The organism is Kitasatospora sp. NPDC056327 (assembly GCF_042261735.1).
Classification (GTDB): Bacteria; Actinomycetota; Actinomycetes; order Streptomycetales; family Streptomycetaceae; genus Kitasatospora.
Map to the genome: position 1 here is coordinate 1 of NZ_JBHJRC010000223.1, position 13,793 is coordinate 13,793.

A 13,793-nucleotide genomic window follows, 5' to 3' on the forward strand; every position below is an offset into this window, starting at 1 on the left:
CACACCCTCCCGGTCGGTGGTGTGATCGTCCGCGAAACGACGGTCACCCGTCGCATCCGGCACGTGCTTCACACAGACAACGATCCTCAAGCTCATGAGCGGTTCTCCTGGTACGGGTGCACTGGTCGGATGCACTGGTCCACGGCCTCGGTCCCACCGAGGGTACTGAGTGCCAGTCCGGGCCCGGACGCGCCCCGTGTCCAGTGGCGCACCACCCGGGCCGGCCCGGCCTGTCGGCCCTCTTCGACAGTGTCGGAGGCTCTCCCGAGAGAATACGGCACTCAGTACCCCTCGTAAAGGAACTCAGTACCCTTCGCGCTCCGCGGGGCCCGGGCGGGAGCGGGAGAAGCAGGCGGCGGGCCCGACAGGAGCCGTGGGCAAGGGTCGCGCAAGGTTTGTGCAAGACCGGTCAGGCCCTGGCATGGAATCCGCCAGACCTCCCGGGCAGACCCCCCGCCGGGGCCACCCGAGACCCGGGGGCCCCGGTCCGGGATCATGGAGGGGGAACGACATGACCTTGGTGCACGGGGAAGTCGACGAAGTCAACCACGGGGAACGGCACGACGGGGAGCAGCACGACCGGCCGGACGGACGGGACCGGCCGGACGGACCGGACGACGGACGGCCCGGGGAACGGGAGCGCGGGCAGAACCGCGAGCAGGACGGCGAAGAGCACGGGGAGCGGCGCGGGGAACGCCACGGGGAGACGTACGGCGAGCGGCACGACGGACGGCCCGGGGAGCGCCACGGGGGCGCGGCACGGGGCCGGCGGCCGTGGGACACGCTGACCGACTGCAAGGAGGTGCTGGTCGTCGTCCACTCGCTGGTCTACGGCCAGCGGCTCCACGACATCTATCCGCTGCTCGCCGCCGACCTGCGGGTGCACGTCCAGTTCACGGTGGCGCCGCACACGTTCAACGGGGGCGCGACGGCCCAGCTCCGGCGACTGGGCGGCACGGTGCTGCCGTGGGAGGAGGCCGTCCGCCGGGAGTTCGACCTGGTGCTGGCCGCCGGTTCGCAGGGCCTGGAGCAGCTGCGCGGGCCGCTGGTCCGGCTGCCGCACGGGGCCGGGTACATCAAGCTGTCCCCGGCGGGGGCCGGGGCCGGGCGCACGGTGGCCGGGCTGGGCCCGGAGTACGTCACCTGGAACGGCCGGCTGGTGCCCACCGCGTACGCGCTCGCGCACGAGGACGACCGCGCCGAACTGGTCCGCGGCTGCCCGGAGGCGCTGCCGATCGCCGAGGTGGTCGGCGACGGCTGCTACGACCGGATCGCCGCCGCGCTGCCCCACCGCGAGCGCTACCGTGCGGCGCTCGGCCTGCGGCCCGGCGAACGCCTGGTCCTGGTCTGCTCCACCTGGGGCCGCGGCTCGCTGTTCACCCGGCTCGACGCGGTGCTGCCGCGGCTGGCCGCCGAACTGCCCCGGCACGGCTACCGCACCGCGCTGCTGGTGCACCCCAACGTGGCCGCCGCGCACGGCCCGTGGGCGGTCCGCTCCTGGGCGACGGCCACCGCGCGCGGGGCGGTCGCCGTGCTGGCGCCCGAGGAGGACTGGCGGCCGCTGCTGGTCGCCGCCGACTTCGTCATCGGCGACCACGGCTCGGTCACGCTGTACGGCACGATGACCGGCGCACCGATCCTGCTCGCCGAGTACCCGCGGCGGGACGTCAACCCGCGCTCGCCCGGCGCGCTGCTCGCCCGCACCGCACCGGCGCTCAGCCCGGGCCATCCGCTGACCGGCCAGCTCGCCTACGCGGCCGAGCAGTACCGGCGGGAGGAGTACGCGGCGATCGCCGCCCGGATCAGCTCCCAGCCGGGCCGGTTCGACCGGCGGATCCGGCGGCTGCTCTACCGGGTCCTCGGCCTCGGCGAACCCGCCCACCTGCCGGAGCCGCCCGCGCTGGCGCTGCCCGCGCCGCTGTGGCCGGCGGGCGATGCGGGGGCGGGTGCGACTGCTTTCGCGGGGCCGGGGGCGGGGGCGGGTACTGACGGCGGTGCGGGTGCCGCGGTCGGCGTGTGCGGCGGGGCGGCGGGCGCGGTGGGCGCGGTGGAGCGGGGGGAGGCGTGACCGTGCTGCACACCGTGCGGCTCGCCCCGGTCGGCGGCCCGATGCCGTCGGCCGGGGCGTCCGGCCCGCTGTTCGAGGTCCGCGTCCACTCCCCCGCCGGGCTCTGGCACGGCCTGCTCACCGGCCGCCCGGGCCCGGGCCGGAGCGGCGGAGCACCGGCCCTGCCGTTCGTCGACGAGCACCTGGCGCTCGACCTGGCCGGCCCCGACGCCGCCCGGTGGCGTCGCCACGCCGATGTGCTCCACCTCGGCCCCACCACCCTCGGCGACGGCCCGGTCCCGGCACGGCTCGCCGCCGTCCTCCGGGCCCACCCCGGCTGCGCGGTGGCGACCGCCGACGGCCGGGCGGGCACGCTGCACGTCCTGAGCCGGACGGGCGGGCGGCTGGTGCTCCGGCCCCGACCGGGAAGCGGCGGACCGCCCCTGGCGGCGCAACGGCTCGCCGTCGGCTCGCTCGCCCACGCCTGGCTCGCCTCCGGCCGCGCCCTCTCCGGGATCACCGGCCTGGCCGCGCCGGCGCACGCGGGGCACAGCACGCCCGGCGGGCCCGGCGTCTGCCGGGGGTGGTGCCGGGCGGCCCGCTGAGGCCGGCGGCCCGCTCGCCCACGCCCGGCTCACGTTCGGCCGCGCCGGCGCGTAGTGGGAACGACCCGACCGGGGCCGGAGGGGGTTGGGGCCGGCGACGCCGCCGGGGCCGGGAGGGTTCCCGGCCAGGGAGCGGTCCGAGGTGACCGGGGGTCGGCCGCCCGGCACCTGCCGGCGAAGCGCCGGGCGGCCCGCTGAGGCGGACCCGCCCGGTCGCGGGCGCAGCGGTGACGGTGCCCGCGGTCCGGCGGGCCTCCGGCACCTCCTGGGGTGCCGGAGGCCCGCTCGGCCGGAAGCCGCCGTCCGACAGGCCGTACAACGCGGGGCGCCGACCCGACAGCACCCGACGGGCCCGGGTGACCCCTGTGACGCCCGGAACACCTGGCGGCACGGCGGAGACGGCCGGCACGCCGAGGCACACACCCGTCCGGCGTGGGCCGTGCGTCCGGCCCGGTACGGCTGGTCGCGACCTGTTCGCCCTCGTCGGGGACTGGTCCCAGTCCACGCGTGCTCCTCCTGCCAGGGCCGTTGCGGCACCGGAGCCACCGCGGGCAGGACGGTCCGCGGTGGCCCGGTCGGGCGGTGGTGTCGGCGGAGCGCGGCCAGGGCCCCCGCATCGAGCCGACCGCCGCCGCGGCTGCTGCCGGCCCCGAGCCACGTGCGGCAGCGAAGCTGCTGCCGACACAGGAGTCCGAGCGCACCCGACCGGATGCCGCTGGCCGGTCGACGCCGACGGGTGGCCGGTGTCGGTGGGGCGGGGCCGGAGGTCCCCGGGCCGACGGCCGGTCCCGGCCCGCGTCCGGTCCGGAACCACCGAAGCGAAGCAGCCCGCGCAGGCCGGGAGGGTGCCCGGGTACCTGGGTGCCCGGCCGAGCCACACCGTCGGCGGGACGCAACAAGGGTCCACGGGCCTGGCGGGCGGCGACCGGCCGGGCGGCGACCGGCCCTGGCCCGCGTGCAGCCGGTCCGGTACGGGCCCGTCGGGATGCGGGACTTGGCGGCAGCAGAAGCAATCCGCAGGGACCCAAGCGCGAGGCGAGCGAGGCGAGCGAGGCGGGCCGCGACTCCTGCTGCCTCCGCCCCACCCGCCCGCCCGGTACCCGCCCGCTGCCCACCGCCGCTCGGCGGCTACGGCGTCGGGGCCTCCCCGGAGGGGGGTGGGGCCGGGAGGGCGGCGAGAGTGGTGGTGAGGCGGGCGGTGTCGGGGGCGGCGAGGACCTGGTAGAGGGCGAGGGACTCGCGGTAGCGGGCGGTCGCCGCGGCGAGGTCGCCGCCGGCGCGGGCGAGGTCGCCGGTGAGTTCGAGGACGCGGGCCTCCCAGTGGCGGGCCCGGCCGGTGCGGAACTCGGCGAGCGCCGCCGCGTAGCACCGGCCCGCGTCGGCCCGGGCGCCGAGGGCCGCGTGGGCCTGGCCGAGGAAGGCCAGCGCCCGGGCGGCCTCGTACGCGGCGGGGACGGCGGCGAGGTCCCGGTGGGCGTCGGTGATGACGGGGAGGGCCTCGCCCGGGCGGCCGTCGGCGAGCAGGACGTCGCCGAGCGCGAGGCGGGCGAGCGCGGTGCCGCGCAGGTCGCCCTCGTCCTCCCGGAGGGCGGCCGTCGCCCGCAGGCAGTCGGCCGCGTCGGCGAGCCGGCCGGCGGTGCGGTGGGTCTGGCTCAGCCCGTAGAGGGCGTTGGCCTCGGCGAGCGGGCGGCCGAGTTCACGGGCCAGCACGAGCGCGTCGGTGAACCAGGCGGCGGCCTCCTCCCCCTGGCCCGCGTTGCGCAGGCCGGTGCCGCCGGAGGTGAGCATCCGCAGTTCGGCGGTCCGGTCCCCGTCCGCCTCGGCGGCGGTGCGGGCGAGGCGGTGCGCCTCGATCCAGAGCCGGGCCGGGCGCAGCCGCAGGAACAACGGCCACATGGCGTCGACGAGTTGCCAGACGGTGGCGGCCCGACCGGTGGCGGCGGCCCAGCGGACGGCGTCGGCGAGGCGTCCGGTCTCGGCGTCGAGCCAGCGGACGGCGGCCGGCTCGTCCTCGAACCGCCGGACGTTCGGCACCGGCCGTGCGGTGTAGTCGCGGCGCAGGGTGCGGTGGCTGGGGCTCACCAGCGCCTCGGCGGCGGTGGTGGTGGCGAGGTACCAGTCGAGGACGCGGTCGACGGCGGCCAGCCCCTCCGGCCGGTGGCGCACCTCGTCGGCGCGGGCGCGGGCGTGCAGCTTCACCAGGTCGTGGAAGCGGAAGCCGTCCTCCGTCTCCTCCAGCAGGTGGACGTCGATGAGCCCGTCGAGCAGCCGGTCGGCCTCGGCGGGTCCGAGGGCGCCGACCGCGCAGACGACGTCGAGGGTGAAGACGGGGAACGGCAGCAGGCCGAGCAGGCGGTAGAGCCGGACGGCGTCCGCGCCGAGCACCTCGAAGGACGCGTCCAGGGCGTGTCGCACGGCCTCTCCCTCGATGTCGAGCGCGGCGAGCCCCTGGGACTCCTGGCCGAGCGCCTCGGCGGTGGCCGCGAGCGGCTGCACCGGGCGGGCGGCGATCCGGGCGGCGGCCAGGCAGACGGCGAGCGGGAGCCGGCCGCAGCGCTCCACCACCATGGAGGCGGCGGCCCGTTCGCGGGCCACCCGGTCCGCGCCGACCCGCTGGGCGAGCAGCCGCACCGAGTCGTCGCCCGACAGCAGACCGACGGGGCGGAACACGGCGCCGTCTATGCCGAGCCCGGTGAGCCGGCGCCGGCTGGTCACCACGACCACGGCGTGGTCGGAGCCGGGCAGCAGGGGGCGGACCTGCGCGGCGGTGGAGGCGTTGTCGAGCAGCACGGCGATCCGGCGGCCGGCGGCGAGCGAGCGCCAGAGCGCGGCGCCCTCGGCGAGGCTGGGCGGCACCGGGGCGATGCCGAAGGCGCGCAGGAAGCCGCCGAGCGCCTCCGCCGGATCGGCGGGGCCTCCCGGGGCGTGGCCGCGCAGGTCGGCGTAGAGCTGGCCGTCCGGGAAGCGGCCGGCGAGGCGGCGCAGCCACTGGGCGGCGAGGGCGGTCTTGCCCACCCCGGCGGGCCCGGTGACCACGACGGTGACGTCGGCGGCGCCGGGGACGTCGTCCAACTCGCGGTCCAGCGCGGCGAGATCGTCGTCCCGTCCGACCAGGCGCCGTGGTGTGGGCGGCAGTTGGCGGGGCACCGGGAGCGCCGGGGCGGGCGGCGGGGCCGAGGCCTGGCCGTAGACGGTCAGTTGGTGGATGGCTCCGGCCTGGACGACCGCGCCGTCGACCCGTCCGCCGGAGAGCGAGTTGTGTGCGCCGGGGTACGGGTCGCGGGTTCCGTCCGCCGCATTCACCGGGCGCCCCCGCCGTGGCTTCGATGCCGAACTCCCCTTGTTCCGGACCGATCCGGCTCCACTGGTTCCCCCTACCCGTAGAACGATGGAAAAACTAATGACGTAAGTGACGGGTGCGGCCGATGTGTTCGGTGCGGTCTGACAATCGGCTTCACGCCCCTATCACATGACGCCCGGCCGGGCCGGGAAATGTCAATAAGGCCCCACCCGTACAGCGGGAGACGGTATGGCTGCGGCCCCCGGAAACGTGGGATGCTCCCTGCGACACGGCAAGCTGGTGGCCGACCGGCGGGGGGCGTCGAATGGAGTTCCACCTTCTGGGTTCGGTTGAACTCTCGGTGAACGGCGAGTTGTCGGCAATTCGAACGGACAAGGCGCGCACGCTCCTGGCCGCACTGGCCCTGGAAGTCGGACGGCCGCTCAGTCACGAGCTGCTCGCCGTGCGGCTGTGGGACGAGGAACCCCCGCCGAGCGCGGTGGCCAGCATCTACAGCCATGTTTCCCGGATCAGGGGACAGTTGCGAAAGGCCGTCGCGGCCGAGGGAATCGGTCCGGCCCGCGATGCTCCGGCGATCGAGAGAGGATCGCACACGTATACGCTTCGTGCCGACCGGCAATCCGTCGACTGGCACCGCTACGTGGACCTTTCCCGCAGCGCCCGCCGGCTCGCCGACAACGGCGAGGACGTCCAGGCCCGGACCGTCCTGAACAGGGCGGAGGAGATCTGGCGCGGTGAACCGCTGGCCGGCCTGCCCGGCGGATGGGCCCAGGCCACCCGCGCCACCATGGCCGACCAGCGCCTCGCCACCACGCTGCTCCGGATCGAGATAGACCTGCGGCTCGGCCGGTTCGGCGAGGTCGTCCCCGAACTCACCGCCCTGCGCGAGGAACGCCCGACCGACGAGCGGGTCGCCGCCCACCTGCTGGTCGCCCTGCACGGCGCCGGCCGCCAGGCGGAGGCGCTCGGCGTCTACCCCGCCGTCGTCCGCCGCCTGCGCGCCGACCTCGGCACCGGCCCCGGCGAGGCGCTCACCCGGCTGCACGAGCGGATGCTCGCCGGTGCCCCGCTGACCGGGTCCGGCGGCCGGGGGCCCGCCGCCGCCCGGCCGGCCCCCGCGCCGCGCGGCGAGACCGCCGCCCCGCCCGCCCCCTCGCCGGGGCGGCAGATGATCGGCCGCCGGGCCGACCTGCGCCGGCTGCTCGGCGGCACCGCGGAGGCGGTCGAGCACGGCGGCGTGGTGACCGTCTCGGCGATCCTCGGCATGGCCGGGGTCGGCAAGACCACGCTCGCCCTCTACGCCGCCCACCTGATGCGCTCGCGCTTCCCCGAGGGGTACGTCCACCTGAACCTCGGCGCGCACGCCGCCAACCGCAGCCCGCTCGCCCCGCAGGCGGTGGCCACCGCGCTGCTGCGCCGGCTCGGGGTGCCCGCCGCGACCATCCCGCTCGACAGCGAGGAACTGTTCGCGCTGTGCGCCGAGGTGCTCTCCACCCGGCGGGCGGTCGTCGTCCTGGACGACGCGGCGGCCGCCTCCCAGCTCAGGCCGCTGCTGCCGCCCGCGCCCGCCGCGCTGGTGCTCGTCACCAGCCGCCGCCGGCTCGCCGAACTTCCCGGCTCCAGACCGGTGTTCCTGGACATCCTGCCGGTGGACGACGCGGTCGCGCTGTTCAGTTCGGTGGTCGGCCGGGAGCGCGCCGACGACCGGAGCCGGATCGTCGAGATCGTCCACCGCTGCGGGCTGCTGCCACTGGCCATCGAGATCGCCGCCAGCCGGTTCAAGGCGCGGCCGTCCTGGACGCTGGGCCACCTCGCCCAGCGGCTCTCCCGCAAGACCGGCCGGCTGACCGAGATCCGGCACGACACGGAGAGCGTCGCCCGCGCCTTCGGCATGTCGTACCGCTCGCTGCCGGCCGATCAGCGCGAGGCCTTCCGTCTGCTCGGCGCGCACCCCGGGCCGGACATCGGGCTGCACGCGGCGGCGGCGCTGCTCGGCCGGACGGTCGACGAGACGGACCAGCTGCTGGAGGCGCTGCTGCACTGCCACCTGCTGCAGGAGAACTCGCCCGAGCGCTATCAACTCCACGATCTCCTGCGCGAATACGCGATCGCCCTGATCCACGACGAAGGCGGTGAGGAGGAGGCCGGGAAGGCCGTACGCCGACTGCTCGGATTCATGCTCAACGCCGCCGACCAGGCCGACCGGCTGCTGTATCCGCGGCGTTCGCGCCTGCCCCTGCCGGTGTTCCGTCAATTGCCCGGGATGGAAACGCTCCTGTACGACCTCGACCTGGATTCCCGGGAATCGGCCCGGAGCTGGCTGGACACCGAGCAGGCCGGACTGACGGCCCTCGCGGGCCACGCCCGCACCGTCGGCCACCCCGAGGCCGGCGCCTGGCTCGCCCACGTGCTGGCGGGCCGTCTGGACGCACAGGCCTACTGGAGCGAGGCCCACGATCTGCACCAGGCCGCCGTGACGCACTGGCGTTCGGTCTCGAACGACCTCTGCGAGGCACGCGCCCTGATCGATCTCGGCGCGACCCTCGCCAACGCCTCCCGCTACCCCGCCGCCTTCGCGGCCCTGGAACGCGCCCTCGCGCTCGCCCGTGCCGAGCACGACGACGACGCCACGGCGGAGGCGCTCGGCCTGCTGGGCGGCCTGCTCTGGCACCGCAGCGCGCTCCCGGAGGCCCTGGCCCGCCAGGAGGAGGCCCTGCGGATCCGAAGAGAGCGCGGCGACCTCTGGAACACGGCACGCTGCCTCGCGAACATCGGCACGATAGAGAATTCCCTGGGAAATCGGAAAAGGGCTCGCAGTGCCTATGAGGCCGCACTTCCGCTGGCCATGCGATTCCAGGACCGGACACTCGAATTCCGAATCCGGAACAATCTCGGGGATCTCCATCTCGGAAACAAGGAACACGCGGCCGCGCGCACCTACTTCGAGCGGGTGCTGAACATCGCCGGGGATTCGATTCCCCCGTTCGACCTGGCCGTGGTCCGCGCCAACCTGGCGGCCTCGCTCCCCGTCCCCGAGCAGTTCGACCGCGCCGTCGCGCTGTACCGGTCGGCGCTGAGCACGTTCCGGTCGACCGGCAGCCTCCGCCACGAGGCCAACACCCTGAACAGCCTGGCCGGCGCGCTGCTCGCCACCGGACGGCCCCACGACGCGCGCGACCAGTACTCCATCGCAAGGGAGTTGGCCCGATCCGTCGGCGCGGCCCGCGAGGAGGTGACCGCGCTGCGCGGGCTGGGCGACTGCGAACGCGCCCTCGGTGCCGTGGACGAGGCGGTGACACTTCTCGCCGAGGCCGTCGGACTTGCCGAACACATCAGGGCGGCCGACGAAGTGGCGCTGGCCCGGGAAGCACTCGTCCGGGTCCGCGGCGAAAGCAATGCCTCGGGCACAGAATAAGCCAACTTATCGCCCGCAGGCCAGGGGCGCGGACGCGACTTGGATCAACCCCGGTTCGAATGGTTGACTGAGCCGCACCCTCTGGAACGACTTCGCGCCTGGCGCAGAAATGTGCGGTTCGCCTTGTTCAAGATGATCATTGCAAGCGCCCTTCCCGTCCTCGCCGCCGTCGGCTTCGACGGAACGTCCGTCTGGGGAATCGCCATCTGGTGCTGATTCGCCGGACGGACGGGACCGGGGCCGGTGCGGCGACGCACCGGCCCCGTCGTGTCCGGCGGGGTCAGGGGGCCGTCAGGGGGACCGCCGCCTCGGGAGTGAGGACCCGGGCGGTGAGGGACTGCTGCAGGTAGAGGGTGACCGTGTCGGCGGTGTGCGAGAGGTAACCGACGGAGACGTCCTGGCCGAGGGTCAGTTCGAAGTCCCCGCCGCGGGTGGAGAGCAGCAGGGCGCCTTCGAGGGCGGGGGCCCAGATCAGTTCGCCGTCGAGGAGCCGGGCGATGTGGCTGGCCACGGGGTACCCGTGGTCGGAGGTCTCGCTGACGGCGGTGTACGCGTCGGCACCGAGGAGGAGGGCGTAGGGCCCGCCGACCCCGGCGAGGCGCAGGGTGGTGAGGGCGCGGCTCACGGCCTCGGGGTACTCGCGGACGTCGGCGGGGAGCGGGACGGCGGGGTTGGTGGCGGCGGCGCGGATGCCCTCGATGCCGGCGGCCGGGTAGCCGTCGAACACCGCGCGGTCCTCGGTGAGGGCGAGGGTGCGGGCGGCGTCCTTGACCGGCTGCCAGTCGGAGTCCCGCGAGCCGCGCTCGACGTCGTCGACCGCGCTGCGCCCGACCGCGAAGGACACCCGGAGCTCGACCAGCGGGCGCACCTCGCGGGCGTGGGCCCGCACACCGGGGGCGGGCGGCTCGATGTCGGTGAGGTGGCCGGTGCCGACGGCCGCGAGGGCGGGGCCCCCGGGCCCGGTCAGGTCGACGACGCGGCGGCCGGCGAGGTGCAGCCCGAAGGTCTGGCGGGCCTCCTCCTCGATCTCCGCCCAGGCCGCTGCGGAGACGGGGGCCAGTTCGCGGTGCAGGTTGTTCATCGCGCGGGGGTGCCTTTCAGGCTGCCGATGGCGAGCGAGCCGTCGGCGGACGGGGTGAGCGGGACGGGGGCGGACGCCGGGGCCGTGACCGGGGCCACCGGCGGGACGGCGGCGGCCGGAACGCCGGCGGACCGGGCCGCCGTGGGGCCCGGAGCGGGCGGCGGGTCGTCCAGGAAGTCGGCGGCCGGGACGTGGAACAGGGTGCCGGTGGCCGCGGTCGAGAAGTCGAGCAGGCGGTCGTGGGCGCCGGGCGGGCGGCCGACGAACATGTTCTCCAGCATCTCCTCGGTCACCGCGGGCGTGCGCGAGTAGCCGATGAAGTACGTCCCGAACTCCCCTCCCCCGCCGAACGAGCCGAAGGCCATGTTGAACCGCATGATCTGCCGCTCCTCGCCGTCCGGGCCGGTCACCGTGGTCAGGGCGACGTGCGAGTCGGCGGGCTTGACGTCGTCGGCGAGTTCGATGTCGGCGAGCTTGGTGCGGCCCACCGCGCGTTCCTGGGCCTCGACGGGGAGGCGGTTCCAGGCGTCCAGGTCGTGCAGGTACTTCTGGACGATCACGTAGCTGCCGCCCGCGAACCCGGGGTCCTCCTCGCCGATCAGGACGGCGGCGTCGGCCGCCCGGCCCTCGGGGTTCTCGGTGCCGTCCACGAACCCGAGCAGGTCGCGGTCGTCGAAGTAGCGGAAGCCGTGCACGGCGTCCACCACGGTGGCGGCGCCGGCCAGCCGGCCGGTGAGCCGGCCCGCGAGTTCGAAGCAGAGGTCCATCCTGGCGGCGCGCAGGTGGAACAGCAGATCGCCGGGGGTGGCCGGGGCCCGGTGGCGGGCTCCGGCGACCTCCCGGAAGGGGTGCAGTTCGGCCGGGCGGGGACCGTCGAAGAGCCGGTCCCAGGCGTCCGAGCCGATGCCCGTGACACAGGTCAGCCCGGCGTCGGGGGCGCGGAAGCCGACCGAGCGGCGCAGGCCCGCCACGTCGGGCAGCAGGCCGCGGACGGCGGGCTCGCCGCCGGGGTCGATGGTGAGGACGAGGAAGATCGCGGCGGTGGTGAGCGGGGCGAGGACGGGCTGCGGCATCGGCGGACTCCGGTCTCCGGGGTCTGATCATCCGTACGATTACACCCCAGTGCGGACAAATCGGCGCGGGCGGCGAACCGGGACGGCGCAAGGGGGCGGCGCGAGGGAACGGCCCCTCACCGGCGGAGCGATGAGGGGCCTGACGGGCGGGCGGGCCTGCCCGGCGGGCGGCGTCGGCGGCGGGATCAGCGCGCGGCGCGGCGGCGGCGCAGCCCGGAGGCGGTGACCAGGGCGCCGAGGGCGACCGCCGCGACCGGGACCACCAGGGCGGCCCGGAAGCCGTCGAGCCCGGACCTCCCGGCGCCGGTGACGGCCAGGTACACGGTGGTGACCACCGAGAGGCCGAGCGCCGCACCGAACTGGAAGGCGGTGTTGAGCAGTCCGCCGGCCAGGCCCTGTTCCTCCTCGGCGACGCCGTCGGTCGCGGCGATGGTCAGCGGCCCGTAGGCCAGAGCGAAGGCCAGCCCGGTGAGGATCATGGTCGGGAACATCGCCGGGTACGACCAGTCCGGCCCGACGGGCAGGAACAGCGCGTAGGACACCGCCGCCAGGCAGAAGCCGGCGAGGATCACCCGGACGGTGCCGAACCGTTCCACCAGCCGGGGCGTCAGCGTCGGCGCGAGCACCGCGTCCGCCCCGACCGCGAGCAGGGCCAGACCGGTCTGCAGCGGGGTCCAGCCGCGCAGGTCCTGGAGGTAGAGGGTGACGGTGAACTGGAAGCCGAAGAAGGAGCCGGCGAACAGCAGGGCGCCGAGGTTGGCGCGCAGCAGCGGGCCGGAGCGCAGCAGGCCCAGCCGGACCAGGGGCGCCGCCGAGCGCCGTTCGATCGCGACGAAGGCGGCGAGCAGGGCCGCCCCGGCCGCCGCCTCGGCGAGGGTGAGGGCGGCGGCGGCGCCGGGCTCGCCGATCCGCACCACCGTGTGGACCAGCAGCAGCATGGCGCCGGTGGCGGTGACGGCGCCGGCCAGGTCGAAGCGCTCGCCGGGGCGGCGGACGGGCGCCGGGTCGCGCGGTAGCAGCGGCACGGCCGCGGCCAGCAGGCCGCCGGCGAGCAGCACGGGGGCGAAGAACACCCAGCGCCAGCCGACCGCGGTGAGCAGGCCGCCGGCCACCAGGCCGAGCGAGAAGCCGGCGGCGGCGGTGCCGGCGTAGACCAGCAGCGCGCGGTTGCGGCGGGGACCCTCGGCGAAGGCGGTGGTGATGATCGCCAGGCCGGCCGGGGTCATGAAGGCCGCCGAGAGACCGGTGACGAAGCGGGCCAGGATCAGGACCCAGGGGCTTCCGGCGAGGCCGCCGAGGCCGGAGAAGAGGACGAAGGCGGTGAGCCAGAACAGGAACGTACGGCGGCGCCCGAGCAGGTCGGCGGCGCGCCCGCCGAGCAGCATGAAGCCGCCGTAGCCCAGCACGTAGGCGCTCAGCACCCAGCTCAGCGAGCCGGTGTCCATCCCGAGGTCGGCGCGGATCGAGGGCAGCGCCACGTTGAGCATGGCGACGTCGATGCCCTCCAGGAAGATGGCGCCGCAGAGGACGAGGAGCACGGCCGCCTCGCGGCCGCCGAGGCGGGACGGCGGGGCCGGGGGGCCTGCGGGGGCCGGGGTCGGACCGGGGGCCGGGCGGCCGGTTTCGGGCACGGCTGAGGACGCGGACACGGAGGTCTCCTGGGAGTGCGGCGGGGAGGCGGGGAGGCCGGACGCGACGGTTCCCCTTCGCCCGGTCGGTTCCCTCTTGTAACCACCACCATCCTGAGGCAGCATCAGGAGGCATGGAAGAAGGCACTTTGAAGTCACCGACGCACTGCGCGGATACCGGGGACGACTACGACGCTTTCCAGTGGGACACCCGGGAGGACTGCGAGGTCCGGCAGATCCTCGACCGGATCGCCGACAAGTGGTCACTGCTGGTGATCGCGCTGCTGGACCGCAGCTCGATGCGGTTCACCGAGCTGCGCCGGGAGATCGACGGCGTCAGCCAGCGGATGCTGACCGTCACCCTGCGGCAGCTGGAGCGGGACGGCCTGGTCGAGCGGACCGTGCACCCCGTGGTACCGCCCCGGGTGGACTACGCGCTGACGCCGCTCGGGCGGACGCTGCACGAGACCGTCCGGTCGCTGGTGGCCTGGACCGAGGCGCACCAGCGGGAGATCGCGGCTGCCCGGGCCGTGTACGACGCCCGCGTCGGCTGAGCCGGCACGGGCGAGCAGGCACCCGGACGCGGTGGAGGGGCGGGCCCCATCGAGCGGGGCTGGGAGGTTCCGCTGGCGGTGGGCGGGGT

The 13,793-nt window shown here is 75.7% G+C and carries 8 protein-coding genes and 1 pseudogene; 4 read left to right on the plus strand and 5 right to left on the minus strand.

Features of this window, described 5'->3' with window-relative positions; genetic code table 11:
- Window positions 1–96, minus strand: a pseudogene (locus ACFCX4_RS26595) (electron transfer flavoprotein subunit beta); the annotation flags it as partial.
- A 415-nt stretch (window positions 97–511) separates the two neighbouring features.
- On the opposite strand from ACFCX4_RS26595, the gene ACFCX4_RS26600 reads away from it, so the two are divergent.
- A complete protein-coding gene (locus ACFCX4_RS26600) occupies window positions 512–2,068 on the plus strand; it encodes a hypothetical protein (RefSeq protein WP_376147264.1) in 1,557 nt (518 codons plus the stop codon).
- Window positions 2,065–2,652: a hypothetical protein gene (locus ACFCX4_RS26605; RefSeq protein ID WP_376147267.1), complete on the plus strand. Its 588-nt coding sequence runs from the start codon at window positions 2,065–2,067 to the stop codon at window positions 2,650–2,652. The genes ACFCX4_RS26600 and ACFCX4_RS26605 overlap by 4 nt, the downstream gene beginning before the upstream one ends.
- A 1,128-nt stretch (window positions 2,653–3,780) precedes the next feature.
- Here ACFCX4_RS26605 and ACFCX4_RS26610 read toward each other — a convergent pair.
- Window positions 3,781–5,955, minus strand: coding sequence for an AAA family ATPase (locus tag ACFCX4_RS26610; RefSeq protein WP_376147270.1), 2,175 nt, complete (start codon window positions 5,953–5,955; stop codon window positions 3,781–3,783).
- A gap of 302 nt (window positions 5,956–6,257) precedes the next feature.
- On the opposite strand from ACFCX4_RS26610, the gene ACFCX4_RS26615 reads away from it, so the two are divergent.
- The gene (locus ACFCX4_RS26615) at window positions 6,258–9,368 is read left to right on the plus strand and encodes a tetratricopeptide repeat protein (protein WP_376147273.1); all 3,111 of its coding nucleotides are present in this window, start codon (window positions 6,258–6,260) and stop codon (window positions 9,366–9,368) included.
- A gap of 280 nt (window positions 9,369–9,648) precedes the next feature.
- On the opposite strand, the gene ACFCX4_RS26620 is transcribed toward ACFCX4_RS26615, so the two are convergent.
- From ACFCX4_RS26620 to ACFCX4_RS26630, 3 genes are all read right to left on the minus strand, one after another.
- Complete coding sequence (locus tag ACFCX4_RS26620; RefSeq protein WP_376147275.1) at window positions 9,649–10,449, minus strand: family 1 encapsulin nanocompartment shell protein; 801 nt, start codon at window positions 10,447–10,449, stop codon at window positions 9,649–9,651.
- Complete coding sequence (locus ACFCX4_RS26625) at window positions 10,446–11,522, minus strand: Dyp-type peroxidase (protein WP_376147278.1); 1,077 nt, start codon at window positions 11,520–11,522, stop codon at window positions 10,446–10,448. Before ACFCX4_RS26625 ends, ACFCX4_RS26620 begins: the two co-directional genes overlap by 4 nt.
- 185 nt (window positions 11,523–11,707) lie before the next feature.
- Complete coding sequence (locus tag ACFCX4_RS26630) at window positions 11,708–13,276, minus strand: MFS transporter (RefSeq protein ID WP_376147281.1); 1,569 nt, start codon at window positions 13,274–13,276, stop codon at window positions 11,708–11,710.
- An 8-nt stretch (window positions 13,277–13,284) separates the two neighbouring features.
- Here ACFCX4_RS26630 and ACFCX4_RS26635 point away from each other — a divergent pair, with 8 nt between their 5' ends.
- A complete protein-coding gene (locus tag ACFCX4_RS26635) occupies window positions 13,285–13,704 on the plus strand; it encodes a winged helix-turn-helix transcriptional regulator (RefSeq protein ID WP_376147284.1) in 420 nt (139 codons plus the stop codon).
- Window positions 13,705–13,793: the final 89 nt, after the last annotated feature.